19 protein-coding genes and 1 pseudogene are annotated in these 16,744 nt (G+C 57.6%); 10 read left to right on the top strand and 10 right to left on the bottom strand.

All coding sequences use genetic code 11. The features are described from left to right. Positions 1-40: 40 nt before the first annotated feature. Complete coding sequence (gene coaBC, locus B9Z50_RS05705) at positions 41-1,255, bottom strand: bifunctional phosphopantothenoylcysteine decarboxylase/phosphopantothenate--cysteine ligase CoaBC (RefSeq protein WP_108362728.1); 1,215 nt, start codon at positions 1,253-1,255, stop codon at positions 41-43. 260 nt (positions 1,256-1,515) lie between these two features. On the opposite strand from coaBC, the gene B9Z50_RS05700 reads away from it, so the two are divergent. Genes B9Z50_RS05700 through B9Z50_RS05675 form a run of 6 tightly spaced genes read left to right on the top strand, consistent with a single transcriptional unit; the run spans position 1,516 to position 6,657 of the window. Beyond that, on the top strand, positions 1,516-3,162 hold the full coding sequence (locus B9Z50_RS05700; protein ID WP_108362727.1) for a CTP synthase: 1,647 nt from the start codon (positions 1,516-1,518) through the stop codon (positions 3,160-3,162). Between the two features lie 19 nt (positions 3,163-3,181). After that, positions 3,182-4,036, top strand: coding sequence for a 3-deoxy-8-phosphooctulonate synthase (gene kdsA, locus B9Z50_RS05695; RefSeq protein WP_108362726.1), 855 nt, complete (start codon positions 3,182-3,184; stop codon positions 4,034-4,036). Continuing rightward, complete coding sequence (locus tag B9Z50_RS05690) at positions 4,033-4,320, top strand: DUF1330 domain-containing protein (protein WP_108362725.1); 288 nt, start codon at positions 4,033-4,035, stop codon at positions 4,318-4,320. Before kdsA ends, B9Z50_RS05690 begins: the two co-directional genes overlap by 4 nt. A gap of 49 nt (positions 4,321-4,369) precedes the next feature. Continuing rightward, entirely contained in the window at positions 4,370-5,656 is a 1,287-nt protein-coding gene (eno, locus tag B9Z50_RS05685; protein WP_108362724.1) for a phosphopyruvate hydratase, read from the top strand. 10 nt (positions 5,657-5,666) lie between these two features. Beyond that, positions 5,667-5,942 carry a septum formation initiator family protein gene (locus tag B9Z50_RS05680; RefSeq protein WP_108362723.1) on the top strand — a complete coding sequence of 92 codons (276 nt, stop codon included), beginning with the start codon at positions 5,667-5,669 and terminating at the stop codon, positions 5,940-5,942. A 34-nt stretch (positions 5,943-5,976) separates the two neighbouring features. Further along, positions 5,977-6,657 carry an AAA family ATPase gene (locus B9Z50_RS05675; RefSeq protein WP_108362722.1) on the top strand — a complete coding sequence of 227 codons (681 nt, stop codon included), beginning with the start codon at positions 5,977-5,979 and terminating at the stop codon, positions 6,655-6,657. A 92-nt stretch (positions 6,658-6,749) separates the two neighbouring features. On the opposite strand, the gene B9Z50_RS05670 is transcribed toward B9Z50_RS05675, so the two are convergent. The 7 genes and pseudogenes from B9Z50_RS05670 to B9Z50_RS05645 form a co-directional block, all read right to left on the bottom strand. Beyond that, on the bottom strand, positions 6,750-7,475 hold the full coding sequence (locus B9Z50_RS05670; protein WP_158270639.1) for a YdcF family protein: 726 nt from the start codon (positions 7,473-7,475) through the stop codon (positions 6,750-6,752). Positions 7,476-7,638: 163 nt separating this feature from the next. Continuing rightward, positions 7,639-10,155: a YjbH domain-containing protein gene (locus B9Z50_RS05665; protein ID WP_158270638.1), complete on the bottom strand. Its 2,517-nt coding sequence runs from the start codon at positions 10,153-10,155 to the stop codon at positions 7,639-7,641. A gap of 344 nt (positions 10,156-10,499) precedes the next feature. Further along, positions 10,500-10,994 carry a YjbF family lipoprotein gene (locus B9Z50_RS05660; RefSeq protein WP_255418367.1) on the bottom strand — a complete coding sequence of 165 codons (495 nt, stop codon included), beginning with the start codon at positions 10,992-10,994 and terminating at the stop codon, positions 10,500-10,502. Positions 10,995-11,237: 243 nt separating this feature from the next. Next, a complete protein-coding gene (locus B9Z50_RS17415; RefSeq protein WP_146183172.1) occupies positions 11,238-12,053 on the bottom strand; it encodes a hypothetical protein in 816 nt (271 codons plus the stop codon). Positions 12,054-12,150: 97 nt separating this feature from the next. Further along, a complete protein-coding gene (locus tag B9Z50_RS05655; protein WP_108362718.1) occupies positions 12,151-12,945 on the bottom strand; it encodes a hypothetical protein in 795 nt (264 codons plus the stop codon). Positions 12,946-13,043: 98 nt separating this feature from the next. Beyond that, positions 13,044-13,304: a transposase gene (locus tag B9Z50_RS05650; protein ID WP_146183171.1), complete on the bottom strand. Its 261-nt coding sequence runs from the start codon at positions 13,302-13,304 to the stop codon at positions 13,044-13,046. A gap of 17 nt (positions 13,305-13,321) precedes the next feature. Then, positions 13,322-13,855: pseudogene (locus B9Z50_RS05645) on the bottom strand (transposase); the annotation flags it as partial. A 236-nt stretch (positions 13,856-14,091) separates the two neighbouring features. Between B9Z50_RS05645 and B9Z50_RS05640 the strand changes: the two are divergent. Both B9Z50_RS05640 and B9Z50_RS05635 read left to right on the top strand, forming a co-directional pair. Then, on the top strand, positions 14,092-14,328 hold the full coding sequence (locus tag B9Z50_RS05640; protein ID WP_108362715.1) for a type II toxin-antitoxin system HicA family toxin: 237 nt from the start codon (positions 14,092-14,094) through the stop codon (positions 14,326-14,328). Between the two features lie 3 nt (positions 14,329-14,331). Then, positions 14,332-14,745, top strand: a complete 414-nt coding sequence (locus tag B9Z50_RS05635) for a type II toxin-antitoxin system HicB family antitoxin (RefSeq protein ID WP_108362714.1) — start codon at positions 14,332-14,334, stop codon at positions 14,743-14,745. 528 nt (positions 14,746-15,273) lie between these two features. Here B9Z50_RS05635 and B9Z50_RS05630 read toward each other — a convergent pair. Both B9Z50_RS05630 and B9Z50_RS05625 read right to left on the bottom strand, forming a co-directional pair. Continuing rightward, positions 15,274-15,549: a type II toxin-antitoxin system RelE/ParE family toxin gene (locus tag B9Z50_RS05630; RefSeq protein WP_199221674.1), complete on the bottom strand. Its 276-nt coding sequence runs from the start codon at positions 15,547-15,549 to the stop codon at positions 15,274-15,276. Further along, entirely contained in the window at positions 15,546-15,836 is a 291-nt protein-coding gene (locus B9Z50_RS05625; protein WP_108362713.1) for a CopG family ribbon-helix-helix protein, read from the bottom strand. The genes B9Z50_RS05630 and B9Z50_RS05625 overlap by 4 nt, the downstream gene beginning before the upstream one ends. 232 nt (positions 15,837-16,068) lie before the next feature. Here B9Z50_RS05625 and B9Z50_RS17560 point away from each other — a divergent pair, with 232 nt between their 5' ends. Further along, a complete protein-coding gene (locus B9Z50_RS17560; RefSeq protein ID WP_158270636.1) occupies positions 16,069-16,224 on the top strand; it encodes a hypothetical protein in 156 nt (51 codons plus the stop codon). Beyond that, on the top strand, positions 16,205-16,504 hold the full coding sequence (locus B9Z50_RS05620; RefSeq protein WP_146183170.1) for a hypothetical protein: 300 nt from the start codon (positions 16,205-16,207) through the stop codon (positions 16,502-16,504). The genes B9Z50_RS17560 and B9Z50_RS05620 overlap by 20 nt, the downstream gene beginning before the upstream one ends. The last annotated feature ends 240 nt before the right edge of the window (positions 16,505-16,744 follow it).

The following is a 16,744-nucleotide window of genomic DNA, read 5'->3' as shown; positions in this document are numbered from 1 at the left end:
GTCTTCAGGCTGTTTCCTGAACGCTGAACCCAAGCATGGCTTATCGGGTTAAACGGGCTGCGATGTCGACGATCAGTTGCACAGCCAAGGCCTGCTTGCTGGCATGAGGCAACTCGCGAGCGCCCTCAGCATCCACCAAAAGCAATGCGTTGTCGTCTTGCCCGAACGTGGCCGGGCCTATGTTGCCTACCAGTAGCGGCACCCCTTTCCGCAGGCGCTTGGCCGTGGCGTGCGCCAGCAAGTCATGGCTTTCGGCGGCAAAGCCTACGCAAAAAAGTTGGCCTGAAATCGCTCGGGGCGATTGCGCCACAGTGGCCAGGATGTCCGGGTTTTCCAAAAAACTGAGCTGCGGTGTTTGACCTGAACCATCTTTTTTGATTTTTTGATCGGCCGAGTTGGCAGGTCGCCAATCGGCCACAGCAGCCGTGGCAATGAACACATCGGCCGCCCCCACTTGCAGCTGTACGGCATCGAGCATCTGCCGAGCTGAGCGAACGTCCACACGCTGAACACCCCGCGGCGTTGGCAAATGCACGGGGCCCGCGACCAGCGAGACACTCGCACCCGCCATGCGGGCCGCACGGGCAATCGCAAAACCCATCTTCCCACTCGAGAGGTTTGTGATGCCACGCACTGGGTCAATCGCTTCATAAGTGGGACCGGCCGTGACCAAAACAGCCTTGCCTGCCAGCACCTTGGGGCTGAAAAAAGCTTCCAAGTCTTCCAGAATTTCTTCGGCTTCGAGCATGCGCCCGTCGCCCGTCTCGCCGCAAGCCTGATCGCCCTGCCCCACATCCAACACATGGATGCCATCGGCCTTGAGCTGGGCCACGTTGCGTTGCGTAGCCGGGTTGTTCCACATCTCACGGTTCATGGCCGGGGCCACGATCAAAGGCACTTTGTCGATGGGACGAGCCAAGCACATCAGGCTGAGCAGTTCGTCGGCACCACCGTGCAGCAACTTGGCCATGAAGTCGGCACTGGCCGGGGCCACGACGATCGCATCGGCCTCGCGGCTCAGGTTGATGTGCGCCATGTTGTTGGCTTCACGCGGGTCCCACTGCGAGGTGTAAACCGGCCGACCCGACAGGGCCTGCATGGTCAACGCCGTCATGAAGTGCTCGGCCGCCTCGGTCATCACCACCTGTACGGTGACGCCCGCCTTGACCAAGGCGCGGCAGAGTTCAGCCGACTTGAAGGCTGCAATGCCGCCCGACAAGCCCAGAACGATGTGTTTTCCAGCCAATGTGCTCATGGCTGGGGAATGTAGCAGAGTGAAGCGAAAGCTAAGACAAACGCCAGTCACGCAGCGCCGGTGCCAGGGCTGGCCGGATCGGGCGATTTGGCGAGCGAAGCGAGTTATGAGCCCGACCGGCCAGCCCTGGCACCGGCGCGGCAAACGACCACCGCGCCCAGGAAACAAACAAGAAACACCTGAAGACCGGGAAAACCCCGAACCCGACTGTCTATAATCACGATTTCCACCTACCGGGAGCCACAGCTCCCGTCTTGGACATGACCAAATTCGTCTTCGTCACCGGCGGTGTGGTGTCTTCCCTGGGCAAGGGAATCGCCTCCGCCTCTCTCGCCGCCCTCCTTGAATCGCGCGGCCTCTCCGTCACCCTCATCAAGCTCGACCCCTACCTCAACGTGGACCCCGGCACCATGTCGCCGATTCAGCACGGCGAAGTGTTTGTGACCGACGACGGCGCAGAAACCGACCTCGATCTGGGCCACTACGAGCGCTTCATCAACACCCGGATGAAGAAGGCCAACAACTTCACCACGGGCCAAATTTACAAAAGCGTGCTCGAAAAAGAGCGCCGTGGCGACTATCTGGGCAAGACCGTGCAGGTCATCCCGCACGTGACCAATGAAATTCAAGACTTCGTCAAGCGCGGCGCCGGTTTTGGCACACCCGAAGCGGTCGACGTCGCCATCGTCGAGATCGGCGGCACCGTGGGCGACATCGAATCGCTGCCATTTTTGGAAGCCGTGCGCCAGCTCAGCCTGCGCCTGGGGCCCAACAACACCGCCTTTGTGCACCTGACGTACCTGCCCTGGATCGCCACGGCCGGTGAACTCAAAACCAAACCCACCCAGCACACCGTACAAAAACTGCGCGAAATCGGCATCCAGCCTGACGCGCTGCTGTGCCGCGCCGACCGCTACATCCCCGACGATGAGCGCGACAAAATTTCGCTGTTCACCAACGTCCAAGGCTGGGGCGTGATCTCCATGCCGGACGTGGACACCATTTATAAAGTGCCCCGCGTGCTGCACGAGCAGGGCCTAGACGGCCTGATCTGCGACAAACTGCGCCTGAACACCCCACCCGCCAACCTCAAGCGCTGGGACGATCTGGTGTACGAAACCGCCAACCCCAAGGGCGAAGTCACCATTGCCATGGTTGGCAAATACGTCGAGTTGTCTGACAGCTACAAATCGGTCAACGAAGCGCTTCGCCATGCGGGCATGCGCAACCATGTGCGCGTCAAGATCGAGCACATCGACTCCGAAACCATCACCCCCGAGACCGTGGCCAGTCTGGCCAACTACGACGGCGTGCTGGTGCCCGGCGGCTTTGGCAAACGTGGCGTCGAAGGCAAGATCGAAACCGCGCAATTCGCCCGTACCCACAAAGTGCCTTATTTGGGCATCTGCTTGGGCATGCAAGTGGCCACGATCGAATATGCCCGCCATGTGGCCGGCATGAAAGACGCCAACAGCACCGAGTTCGAGCCCGAGACACCCTTCCCCGTGATCGCCCTGATCAACGAGTGGAAAGACGCCGACGGCTCCATCCAAAAACGCGACGCCAACTCCGACTTGGGCGGCACCATGCGCCTGGGCGCACAAAGCTCCGACGTGACCCAGGGCACACTGGCTCACCAGATCTACGGCGACATCGTCACCGAGCGCCACCGCCACCGCTATGAAGCCAACGTCAATTACCTGGACGAGCTGCGCAAAGCCGGCTTGGTGATCTCGGCGCTGACGCAACGCGAGCAACTGACCGAAATCGTGGAGCTCCCGCAAACCGTGCACCCTTGGTATGTGGGCGTGCAGTTCCACCCCGAATTCAAGTCCACGCCGTGGGATGGTCACCCCTTGTTCAACGCCTTCGTCAAGGCGGCGATTGAGCACCAAGCCGCTGCCTGAAACCCCATAGAGGTCCTCCATGAAACTGTGCGGATTTGACGTTGGCCTGGACCAACCCTTCTTTTTGATTGCGGGCACCTGCTCCATCGAAGGACTGGAGATGTCCCTCGAAGTGGCCGGTCGCCTCAAAGAGGCCTGCACCGACTTGGGCATCCCTCTCATTTACAAAGGCTCGTTCGACAAAGCCAACCGCTCATCTGGCAACACCCAGCGCGGCGTGGGCATCGATGCGGGTCTGAAAATCCTGGACGAGGTTCGCCGCCAGATCGGCGTGCCGATCCTGACCGACGTGCACGACGAGTCTCAGGTCAAGACCGTGGCCAGCGTGGTCGATGTGCTGCAGACCCCCGCCTTTTTGTGCCGCCAGACCGATTTCATCCGCGCTGTGGCGCAATCGGGCAAGCCAGTCAACATCAAGAAGGGCCAATTCTTGGCCCCTTGGGACATGAAAAACGTCATCGACAAAGCCCGCAGCGCGGCGCGCGAAGTCGGCTTGCCCGAAGACAACTTCTTGGCCTGTGAGCGCGGCGTGAGCTTTGGCTACAACAACCTGGTGGCCGACATGACCAGCCTGGCCGAGATGCGCAAAACCGGCGCGCCCGTGGTGTTTGACGTGACCCACTCGGTGCAAAAACCCGGCGGCCAAGGCACCAGCAGCGGCGGCGCCCGCGAGATGGTGCCGGTGCTGGCCCGCGCAGGTGTGGCTGCAGGCGTGGCCGGTCTCTTCATGGAAACCCACCCCAAACCGGCAGATGCCTGGTCGGACGGCCCCAACGCCGTGCCCCTGGGAAAGATGAAGGCTCTGCTCGAGACGCTGGTGCAACTCGATTCCGTCACCAAAAAGAACCCGTTTTTAGAGGATGATTTTTCATGAGCGGCTATATCATTGCCCACGTTCAGGTCACCAACCCGACCCAATACGAAGAGTACAAAAAGTGGTCTACCGCCGCCATGAAAACCGCAGGCGCCGAAGTCTGCGTGCGCGGTGGCCAAGTGCAAGTGCTCGAAGGCGACTGGGCCCCTGAGCGCATCGTGGTCTTGAAGTTCCCCTCGTTCGAGGCCGCCAAGGCCTTTTACGAACTGCCCGAATACCTCAAAGCCCGCGAAGCCCGAGAAGGCGCAGCCATCATGCGCATGGTGGCCGTCGAAGGCGTTTAACCCACCTGCTTTGAAACCCGTTTTGTTTTTAAATTGAGAGAGTTCAAAAATGAGTGCAATCGTTGATATCGTCGGCCGTGAAATTCTCGACAGCCGTGGCAACCCCACGGTCGAATGCGACGTGTTGTTGGAATCGGGCGTCATGGGTCGCGCCGCTGTGCCATCAGGCGCATCGACCGGCAGCCGCGAAGCGATCGAGCTGCGTGACGGCGACAAGAGCCGTTACTTGGGCAAAGGCGTGCTCAAAGCCGTCGAGCACATCAACACCGAAATCTCCGAAGCCGTGTTGGGCCTCGATGCCTCCGAGCAAGCCTTCTTGGACCGCACCCTGATCGACTTGGACGGCACCGACAACAAGAGCCGTCTGGGCGCCAACGCCATGCTGGCCGTGTCCATGGCCGTGGCCCGCGCTGCGGCCGAAGAATCCGGCCTGCCGCTGTACCGCTACTTTGGCGGCATGAACGGCAACCAACTGCCCGTGCCCATGATGAACGTCATCAACGGCGGCGCACACGCCAACAACAACCTGGACCTGCAAGAGTTCATGATCATCCCCGTGGGCGCACCAAGCTTCCGCGAAGCCGTGCGCTGGGGTGCTGAAGTGTTCCACGCCCTCAAGAAAATCATCCACGACAAAGGCATGAGCATTGCCGTGGGCGACGAAGGCGGCTTTGCCCCCAACGTCGACAGCCACGAAGCCGCGATCCAGATGGTGCTCGACGCCATTGCTGCGGCTGGTTACACCGCTGGCGAGCAAATCGCGATTGGCCTCGATTGCGCTGCCAGCGAGTTCTACAAAGACGGCAAGTACGTGCTCGAAGGTGAAGGCGGCATCAGCCTGACGTCTGAGCAGTGGACCGACATGCTGGCCACCTGGTGCGACAAGTACCCCATCATCAGCATCGAAGACGGCATGGCCGAAGGCGACTGGGACGGCTGGAAAGTGTTGACCGACCGCTTGGCCAAGAACGTGCAGATCGTCGGTGATGACCTGTTCGTGACCAACACCAAGATCTTCAAAGAAGGCATCGACAAAGGCATCGCCAACTCGATCCTGATCAAGATCAACCAGATCGGCACCCTGACCGAGACCTTCGAAGCCATCGAAATGGCCAAGCGCGCCGGATACACGGCCGTGATCAGCCACCGCTCGGGCGAAACCGAAGACAGCACCATCGCCGACATCGCCGTGGGTTTGAATGCGGGTCAAATCAAAACAGGTTCGATGAGCCGCTCGGACCGCATGGCCAAGTACAACCAGCTGCTGCGCATCGAAGAAGACCTGGGCGAAGTGGCCGTGTACCCTGGCCGCAGCGCGTTTTACAACCTGCGCTGAGCATTGAAACATGGGCAACCGCCTGGTCCCGATCGTGCTTTTCGCCTTGCTGGCGATCGTACAAGCCCAACTGTGGTTCGGGCCGGGCAGCTTGCCGCATGTGAATGAGTTGCGCCAGGAATTGGCGCTACAAAAACAGGCCAACGAAGAAGCACGTCGGCGCATGGAACAACTGAGCGCCGAAGTCAGCGACCTCAAAGAGGGCCTGAACATGGTGGAAGACCGTGCCCGCCATGAGCTGGGCATGGTCAGAGCCAACGAAATTTTCGTGCAGATCGCCAAATGACCCCCAAAGCCTACGGGTGGGAAACACCCGGGCCATGAAGCCACTTCGCGTGGCCGTGGTCGGCGCCGAAAGCACCGGCAAAAGCTGGCTCACCCAGGCCCTGGCTGGTGTTTTGCGCGCACGCGGCCAGGCCGTGCACACGGTAGACGAAGCGCTGCGCCACTGGTGCGACCGCGCAGGCCGCACACCCCAGCGCCACGAGCAATTGGCGATTGCGCAGCAGCAAGCCCAAGCGGCTGACACCCTGGCCGCACAAGCCCCAAAAACCTGGCTGTTATCGGACACCACGCCCCTGATGACCGCCGTCTACAGCCATCTCTTGTTTGACGACGAGAGCCTCTACCCCATGGCATTGGCGCACCAAGCGCTTTACGACATCACCTTGGTCACGGGCCTGGACCTGCCTTGGGTGGCCGACGGCCTGCAACGCGATGGCCCCCAGGTGCGCGTCCCGGTCGACACCCTGGTGCGCCAAGCGCTGGAGCGCTCGGGCATGGCCTACCGCGTGGTGTACGGCCAAGGGCCACGGCGCTTGAACAACGCCTTGCTGGCCCTGGGTTTGGAGGGCGAGGATGCAGCAGCGCAGCAAGTCCGAGAACAAGGCCAGTTTGCGATCAACCAGGGCCGCAGCGTGTGGCAATGCACCGACTGCAGCGACCCCGCCTGCGAACACAAACTCTTCACCCGGCTCATGAAAGAACGCTCAGCGGGGTAAAAGCCATCTCGCACGCGCCGCATGGCCCGCCCTCAAAGCCCAATTCCGGCACAGGCCCGCAAGTCAACGCCGCCACCGCGCCAGGCTCACCATCAACGGGTCAAGCCGTACACCAGCATGCCCAACCACTCGTGCAGGGCGGTCTGCCAACGCAACAGGCTGTGGGCCAAGGAATACTCGGTCAGTGGTGTGGCATCGCCCGTGCGAAAGTCCACCGGGTAGGGCGTGACCTTGCAGCCCACGGCTTCGAACTCGGCCATGCTGCGCGGCATGTGCCAGGCCGAAGTCACCAGCAGCCACGGTTGCTGGCATCGGTTGCCCAACAGCTTGGCCACTTGCTGAGCGTTTTCTCGGGTCGTGCGCGAGCCGTCTTCCCAGCGCACTCGGGCCATATCCAGCCCCTGCTGCTCAAAAAACACCTTGGCCAGTTCCGACTCGGTCACGCCGGTGGTCAGCAACCGGCCTTCCCCGCCCGAAAACACCAACTCCAGCCGAGGGTGCTTGCGCATCAAACCCACAGGCACCGTCATGCGCTCAGCAGCCTCACCCAAAGGCACCTGACCATGGGCGACAAAGCTGTCGGGGTGCTGCAAAGCGCCGCCCAGCACAATGATGCCGACATGCCGATCCATGGCCTCAGCCACGGGCACCGGGTAGCGATTTTCCAAGGGCCGCAGCAGGGCGTCCGGGATGGCACGCAACCCCAGCAGGCCCAGCACCACCAGCCCACTCCAAAGCATGATCACCGCCGCCCTGCGCCAGCGCGTCAGGGTCAGCAGCCCCAGCGCCAGCACCCACCACACAGCCAGCCAGAACATGGGCTGGGTGATGGCAGATAACAATTTTGAAAAGAAAAACATCGAATCTGACCCTGATCAATGGAACAGCGAAAGCCCTTATTTGCAGGAGCGGACTCTGAGCGCGATGAGCTGTCTGAAAGTTCTTGAGCATAGCCAATCAGGGCGACCACCCGACAGAGCATTACCGCCCAAAAGGCTGGGCAGAGGCTGGTTTATGACTCGTGTCCTGTTGGCTGCGGGCCGATGTCGCTTGATAAAGCGAAAAATCTCGGTTCAGTCGGGCACCACCGTCGCGGGTCAAGGGGCTGTAGACCAAATTGGCTGTGTTACCGCTTCGGGTGGTGGTCATCACGTCAAATGGAATGCTCAAGTACAAACCTTTGTCAAAACTGCCTTCGCCAAATTGCCGCGCCGACACATTGGTTTTGGTCGCCCAAACGCCAACTCTGACGCCGTTGACAAAGGTTCGGCTCAAATCAATGGTCGCGCCGACATCACCCGCCAAATACTGGCCCGCACTCAATCTGACATGGGTTGACTTCCAGCCCGTGTCCCAATATGCCGTGGCATGGCCTGTGGTCACTTGGTAACCGGTTTGACTGCCTGCACGACCAAAGCCGAACAGTTGGTCAAAACTACGTTGTTGAACTCGGTTCACATCAACACCCAGCGCAAATGGACTGTGCCAAGGCCGGTACAACCATTCGCCACCCACCCCGGCGTACATGCTCTCCAAATAACCCGCGTACATGCTGTAAAACTGGTTGGCCGAGGCCTGTCCAAAATGCGTGATTTGCAGGCTGGGAATGTTCACGCGAGAGGTGGTCATGTATTCACGCATGTGCGTGCGGACACGCGGCATCTCACTTGGAGCGGTGTATTTGAAGTTATCGTAATTGTCCAAAAGATTCAGACTGACAGCACCAGAGATGGCTGTGTTTTGGCTCAGCCGCAGCCGCATGGGCAAAGACACACCCGCTCTGAACAAGAAAAAGCCATCGGGTCCACCGATGTTTTGCTGCCAACTGGGCACCACCGCCAACCCAAATTTGGCGGGTGTGGGCTGCCATGTGGTTTGCGCTGGCGCATCTGCCTGACGACTGACCGGGGCAAAAGCCTCAATCGAAGGGGCCGCAGCCGAAGGTGGAACCCTTGACGTTTGCTGCCGAACCCAGGTGTCTCGATCCACAGATCGCCCAGACAACAAGGCGCCTTGTTCGGTAAAGACCAACTCAAAGCGGTCGATGAGGGCCGGGGCATTCTGGTGCAGCACCGCTGCCATGCGGTCAATGCGCTCCTCCCAATGCGCACCAGATGGGCTCTCTACCAAAACCCTCATCACTGAGCCATGCGTCTCAATGCGCTGAATGCCCCAGTTGGACATGGCCTGCAAATCGGCTGCCATGCCAGTCATGTTGACCGGTGTGCTTGGGAGTACCGTTTGAACCTTGGGCGTCGCCATGTCCGACACCTTGGGGGTGCTCATGTTGGACACCGAAGTGTGCAGCGTCAACCCGAACATCAGCTGGTTGCCCCGCTGCAGACCCAAAGACAGGTCTACCGAAGGTCTGTGCCGGTAAACCAAACCCAAGTTGAATGGCGATCTTTGAACTTGGTGATTGCCTTGGGGCTCGCTTTGGTAGTGGTTGCCATCGTATTCGGCCTTCAGAAGCAAAGACTCCCAAGGCGTTTGGTATTGCACTCCCCCAAAGAGCGCCGCAGGACCGCGGAAAAACGAACCCGTGTTGGGCGTTCCGCCCATGGCAACCATCCCACCGCGCGTGTTGAAGCGCGGGCTGATGGCAGAAAAAGGGTTTCGGATATTGCCCCTGGCCCCCAAGTAGCCCCAGCCCAGACCCAAACTCCAATCAAAAGCGCCAAAGCGCTTATTGCCCACCAGGTACTCACCAGAAAAAAGACCTGTCCCCCCGGCATCGACAAAACCCAAAGCCACTTGCGGAAGGTACGCACTCTCTTCTAAAAGCCTGACTTTCAGGTCAATGCTTTTGTCTTTGTAGGTTTGGTTGCCAGAAAGCTCTTGTGGACCATACAAACGGTTGAGAACATTGGAATACCTGAAGCCTGCTTCCAAGCCGTCAAAGGGTTGCACAAAAACGTTGTAGCGCTCGTAGGGGTAGACCCGACTGAAACTTAAGCGAACATCACCCGCAGGCGCCATGCGCGCAGTGGGTGTCTGCATCAGCCCTATAACGCCCCAGTCATTGGCACTCAACGCTTGTGAGCGGGCAACTGACAAGGGTTGTGCGGGCGCCGCTCGTGTGAGCAGTGGCAACTCAAACGACGACACCAAGGTGTCGTAAGTCTGAGTTGCCAAAAACTGGGCCAACACGGCAGATGACGATCGACTCCATCGACTGCCGCGTGGTGGCGCCCAAACCACTGCGCCTGGCGCCAACTCGGTTTGTTCCTGTTCGTTCCAAGAAGCGATGTTGAACTCAAAAACCTGCCCATCGGGTTGAATCACCCATGCCGTGTCAACTGGTTCAGCGCGACCATGGTCGCATTCGCGCAGATAATGCCGCGCCTGAGCCCTAGGCGCATGATCGACCAGGCACGGTCTTCCCGTTGGGCTGATGACCGCAACCGATGTGGGCCGAGGCGGCAAGAACACCACATGATCAGCCTGCAAAACAGGGTCTTGACCGGGGTGGGCCTGCAGCCAGCGTGCGTCTGACATGGGTAACGCCACCCTGCCTGTGACTGGCAACGACATCACCCATTGGAGCCATGACGCATGCACGCCATTTGGCCCATGACCTGAATCGTTCAATGCACCAAGCACATCGTTTTTTAAACGCAACTGAGCCGGGCGCTCGCCAGGAACCTGCCAGCTCAAACCAGGGTGATAAGCCCGAGCATCAAAAGGCTGGCGAAGTATCCAATCGCTTAAACGCTCTTCAGGCCGTGCTGCCAAAGAGTGTGTTGTCAAAGCGGCACTCAGTGGCAAAGGCACCTGCTGCGCCTGGGCAGCGGAGACCAAGCCTGCCAAGGTGCCGATCAAAACGCCCGCCCTAATGGGGGTCAAAGATGTACGGGCCATTTTTGCCATGCGATGCACATGCTTTCTGTGAGGCACTGTTCGCCATAGATGACTTGCGTCACACCGCCATGGGTGTGCAAACCAAAACGTGCCGAAGCCAGGCCATGAGGAGAGGGAACAACTTTTTCTTCAAACCAGCGAAGTTGGTCGGCCAAAATGCCTGCCAATTTGGCATCTTTGGGGGGGGCAATTGGGTAAAAGGATATTTGCTCTGAGATGCCAAAGCGATATTTCGGCATTTGGTCTCTGACCCGAACAAACACATGCTGTGTGTTGGCGGTCACCTCAGGCCAAGAAGGCAAATTTTGGTAGCGCACGTCACGCCAATCCAAGGCCAAACCCACGGTCGACACAATACGCCCGTTTTGTAACTTCAAAACTTCACCCTGGCTGCTGTACCAGGTGTCGACAGGACCCTGCTCAGTCTGTTCACGGTAGCCAAGCACCATCAAAGCCACTCGCCCATTCAGGCTCACCCTCAAATAATCGAGTCGGGGGTTGAGTGGCTGTTGGTCAATGTTTGGGCCTGTGTCAAAGGCTTGCGCCAAAGTACGCGTCACGGGAGTGTGGCCACAAGCTGACAGCAGTGCCAGCCCCAGACCATAAAACACCCAGCGTAAAGAAGAAAATCGCACAAACAACCTCAAAAGATAAAAAAATGCCCCGGCGCGTAAGCCCGGGGCTGTATTGTTCAGGCAGGGTAGATATTGATCTACTGATCAAAAGGTGCCCGTTGTGCCTGTCGTCCCTGTTGTCCCTGTTGTCCCTGTTGTCCCTGTTGTCCCTGTTGTCCCTGTTGTCCCTGTTGTCCCCATGGCAACAGCGACAGCTTCGTAAGCCTCAATGACCCGATTTGCAGCCGTTTGAGATGCCAACGAAGCGGCTCGGGCTGTTTCAGCCAAATCAGCCAATCGATCAATCACATTTGAGTCAATCGCAGAAGATCCGGTCACCAAGGTGTAAAGTTTCTGCATCTCGGTGTTGACGGACAAGGCAGCTTCAGCAGCAGCTTTGGCTGTGGTAGTGGCTTTATAAGTGAGACCCAAAATTTCGGCATTGGTACAAACCGATGCCGCACAAATTACACGACCGTTACTGGTAACAGCAGCAATCGTTAGGGAGGCCACTGCAAGATCAGTAGCAGCCACTACCGCCTCTTGGTTCGCTGCTTGAGATTTGGAAATGGCACTTGTCAGACTGCTGGTATCGATCGAGTAACCAGCCAAAAGCGTAGAAAACTGTTCCGCTGCATTGACCGTTGCAACGGCTTGGACATATGTTGAGGTGGCAGAGGTGGCGGCTTGAGTCGAAGCTTGGCTGGTGGGCGAAGCTACCGCACCGCTGCTACCGCTGTTCAAAACGGCTATAACGGCCAGACCCACAACCGCACCCCCCACCATGTTTTGTGTAATGGCACCTTGGGCACCCGACGTGGCCTCACCTGCGCCAGCGCCGACAGTTTGGGCCTGGACAGAAAAGTGCGCACTAGCGATCAAGGCGGCAGCGACAATGGTGGAAATTTTCTTGGATGTCATGACGTACCTAGCGAATTTAAAACAGATGTTAGATTAAAGCATAAAAATGATGTATTGAGAATTTTGGTAGATATGAACCGTTAAATCGTCAATTTTTTTAGAATAAATAATTCAATTTCAATCCAATTTCAACCGTTTGATTGGAAGGCTCTACCGCAATCTGCCCATTGGGGTCCGATCGATCGATCTTCCAGTAGGTGAAGGTGGGCCCCATGGACCAGTTGTCAAAGCGCCAAAGGGCACCGGCACGAATGCCTTGGCCCTTGGGTTGCTTCAATTGGACATCTGAGCTGAAAGGACTTGAATCAGAGAGCTTGGCCCAGTGGGTACCTTGAACAAGGTGCAAATATTCCAAATGGGTAACCAGTAAAGCATCTTGCGACCATTTCTGTTTGTGAAACACCCCGATCGGCAGGGTCAGATAGCGGGTAATTCGCCTGTACCCCAGGGTATTTTCTGTGCGCAAGTCATTGTGCAGTTGCCTCAAACCCATGCCCATGTAGGGGGACAACACAGATTGACCGAGCTGCACATCGCGCCCCACCAGGGCACGTACTTCACCATACCAATTTTCTGTGCCGCCTATCGACAAGCCGTTGGTGCTCTCGTAATCGGCTCGCCCTGTTTTATAGGCCAGTTCACCCCGCACAAACCAAATCTGTTGTGTCTGGGGCCATTGGGGCGCAAAAGCGTAGGTGCCGGCGTAATCGATTCCCAATACCTTGGCCTGAAGTGACATGAAGCCCGGCTCTTTGTATTTGTAATGAGACAGCGACACACCCACGCTGTTTTCGGTTTGAGTGCTGAGGCTGAGGCCTTGGGCCAATGTGCTGGCTGCACACCATAAACCGACAAAAAAGACGAAAACCGTTGTAATGGCTGAATTTTTCATGGTGTTTTAAAATTTGACAAATAGCTTGATTCGTTGAACACCTTGGATTTTTGACCCATAAAGTATTTTTGCAAAGCTTAACTTATAAAACTGTCAAATCACAAATTGCAATGTTGGCAGGCACGTGCATCGCGAGGCACGAAGCGATCAACATCCTGGGTTGCGAAAGCGTTTTTCCAAGAATACAAGGTCGGCACGGCCACACCGGTGTCGCGGCTGATTTGGGCAATGCTTTGGTTGTGGGGCTGCATCATCTTTTTGACGATCTGTTCTTTAAATTGCGGGCCATAGACTGGCATGAGTTCCATCTTTCCCGCCCCCTCGGTGGATTGAACTTGTCTCTTCAACAGACCGGACAACAATCGAGACAGACGGTGGGGTGCGCCACCGCCTTCTCTTGCACCGTGGAGTCCACGATCACGCGCGTCAACTCTTTCTTGGCGATCAGCTTGAGGGTGACCGCCACTTCCATGGTGCGGGCCAGAAGTTCTTCTACGCCTTCTTCGCCCAAAGCTTTACGGAAGCGCCCCAGTTGTGTCGGGTCACACGGCCACTGGTGCTCAAAATATTCGTTGCCAGAAAAGTACTGCCAAGTCGGTGTCTCGCCCCAGCGTTGAATCACCTCCTCATCGCTCTCGTTGAACGCAAGCTTGAGGTACAGCAGCGCCACCATCAGTCGAGTGGGCAGACGAGGCCGACCAGCATCGGAGACGCCCCCACCGGCAACGGCCGAGACCGGGCCAAACAAGTCCAAGTCTTCGATCTTCTTGCCCGCCTTGACCTGACGCGCCCAGCGCTGCGCAAGGGAAGCTTCGATTTCTTGCCAAGGCATGCGGTTGGCCAGCACCGCCAGTGGGTGGCGCAAATCGATCATCTGGTCCAGGCGGTTGCGGAAAAAGTCATCGGTCATGGCGCTGCTTTCAAAAACCCCCAGAAAACAGGCTCTATTGAATATCTATTTGAGAGTTCTGACCATCCGGACTCACCCCACGTCACAAGCAATCATGCGGGTTGCAAGAGTTTTGCAGGGCCGACCAATTAAGGATCAACAATTTTCATCGCCCAGCCCAACCGCAGAGCAACTCTGAACACACATGTCAAAATTCACTCTTGCTAAATGATATTACAGGCGCTATCATAAAAACCATGAACACAGCGACAAAACTACTTAATGCGATGCGCCAGAACCCAAACGATTGGGCCATGGCGAAACTGCTCACAGTAGCCAAACAGCACGGTATAGAAGTTCGAAGCACTGGGGGAAGTCATCACGTTTTTTCACATCCTTCAGCAAAAGACCCATTGTCTGTACCTGCTCACCGGCCTATCAAGGCAATTTATATCAAGCGCTTTGTCGCACTGATCGACCAGATTTTGGAGTAATTCATGACCGTAAAGACCATTGCCAAAGTAACCCCCGCATTCCCTTTTGAAGCCTACAGCCATATTGTCAGCCCCATTCATCCGGCAGACGGTGGCGGATTCATGTTCACCATGCCGGACATTCCAGGCGTAATGGCAGATGGTGCAACCGAAATGGAAGCCATTGCAGATGGCCGCGAGGCGTTTATTGCCACGGTCAGTGCCATGGTGGACATGGGGCAAGAAATCCCCGCCCCCGCATTCAATGCAGAAGACTTCACACCAGCAGCGGCATCGGGAAAAGTTCTTGCACGTCTTCCCCGCTCCATGCACCTTCAGTTGACTGCCAGGGCCAAAACTGAAGGCGTCTCCCTCAATTCTTTGGTGCTGGCATTCATTGCCGAGGGATTGGGAAGACGCGCTGCAGCTCGCACCTAAATTCATGGGCCAATGAACGATGAACGGCTTTGTGCAAGCTTTGCGGCCCCAGAAACGACCAAGGAGCCCGATGGCTCCCTGATCGTCCAAAAAAATTGGGATCTGCCCCCAATTTACGTTCCATCCCACGTCATCGCGAGCAACGAAGCGATCCATAGATTGCCGCGCTTCGCTCGCAATGACAGAAAAAAAACGCGATCCGTTCCCTCCCCCGTCATCGCGAGGCACGAAGCGATCTATGGATTGCCGCGCTTCGCTCGCAATGACAGAAAAAAACGCGACCCATTACCCCCCCGTCATCGCGAGGAACGACGCAATCCATATTAAGAGCTTCCCTCGCAAGGACGCAAATGGTCATCGCTCATGGCGCAGCTTTCAAAAACGCCCAGAAAACAGGCTCCTTTGAATATCTATTTGAGAGTTCTGACCATCCGGATTCACCACACATCACCATCGTTCATGCGGGTTACAGGGGTTTTGCAGAACCGACTTAGTAGACGCAGGAACTCCATTGCCAGTATCAAGCCATCAGGGCCACTGTCGTGCGGCATGAAGCACACGCAACACTCTCAACAGGTTGGTGGTCACGTCGTAGACCAAGATGTAATTTTTATGAGCCACCAGCTCGCGCGTGCCCATTACACGCCCAATCCGCCCCATCCCAGGGCGATCGACCAACCGTCCGGCCTTCTCTTCAAACAACTCATCAAGTGCCAATGCAGCGACAGGATTGTCGGCCTCGATGTAGTCGTAGATCACTTCCCGGTCGTGTATCGCTTCGGGGGTCCAGAACAGTTCCATCATTGCGCAGACGCTTCAACCCGCCGTCGCGTTTCTGCGCGCTTGGCCGCAAACTTAGCCTCGACCTCGGCCGATGGAATCAGGTTACCGGCGTTTGCTGAGTCAAGGCCCAGCTGCACTTGGCGGCGGAACCATGCGTCATGCTCGGCGGCCTCGTGTTGCTGCCGAACGAAGTCACGCATGAAATCGCGCAAAAGCTGCGCGGCATTACGGTCACGGCTCTTGGCGGCGTTGGAGAACTCGGACTTCAGCGCCTCATCGACACGGAAAGTAAAGGTTGCTTCACTCATGGCTTGACCCTCTTGTGCTACATGACTAGTACATCGTAACACATCGATCCTCCCGCTTTCCTGCGCCGCCAGCGCAACCAGCGTCGTCTGACGCTGGAGATGTTGTCTGCCAAGGTGGGCCTGTGACTGTCATTTTGGCCGCAGCATTTGTCGGAGATTGAAAGCGGCAAGCGCGATCAGCGTTTGTCGTCCATCGAGCGCATGGCGGAGGCCGAATTGTGGAAATGATTGGATGACGGTGTTGATCGTGCCGGACGCCATGGCACCCGATCTGCGCCGCTATGAGGCCAACAACGGCCGCATCTATACCGTTCACGCCGGCCAGGCCGCTGCTGCGCCCAACCACCCCGAAGCCTCCAAACCCGACCATGCCCAAGAAAAAACCTGAGCCAGCCCAGCCTCAACTTGCTGTCATCGCGAGGAGCGAAGCGACGCTGCGATCCATGGATGACCACGAGCCTTCGTCCTCCTCCCTGTCCTTCACCATCGAGATCTTCGACGACCCGGAAACCGGCCACCCCACCCCCTACGGCCGTTTCAGCCGTAACTGGCAGGACGAAGAAACTCCCCTCTCCCCCGCCATCGCGAGGAACGAAGCGATCCATCCCCTCCCCCGTCATCGCGAGGCACGAAGCGATCCATGGATTGCCGCGCTTCGCTCGCAATGACAGAAAAAATCGCGATCCCACCCCTCCCCCGTCATCGCGAGGAACGAAGCGATCCATGGATTGCCGCAGCTTCTTGCGCTGCTGGGCCAAGTCGGACTTGCTGGAAGGCCCTGAATCTGTGTCCTGCGCCTCAAAAGCAGCCTTCCAAACGTCCAGTTGTTCGGGGTACAAGCCATGTTCACTGCAGTATTCAGAACGTTGGGGCTCGTTCATGGCAGCCGTCTGAATGATGGCGGCCAA

Source organism: Limnohabitans sp. Bal53 (assembly GCF_003063355.1).
Taxonomy (GTDB): domain Bacteria; phylum Pseudomonadota; class Gammaproteobacteria; order Burkholderiales; family Burkholderiaceae_C; genus Limnohabitans_A.
The sequence above is the reverse complement of the archived record's forward strand: the minus strand, read 5'-3'. Positions and strand labels throughout refer to the sequence as shown.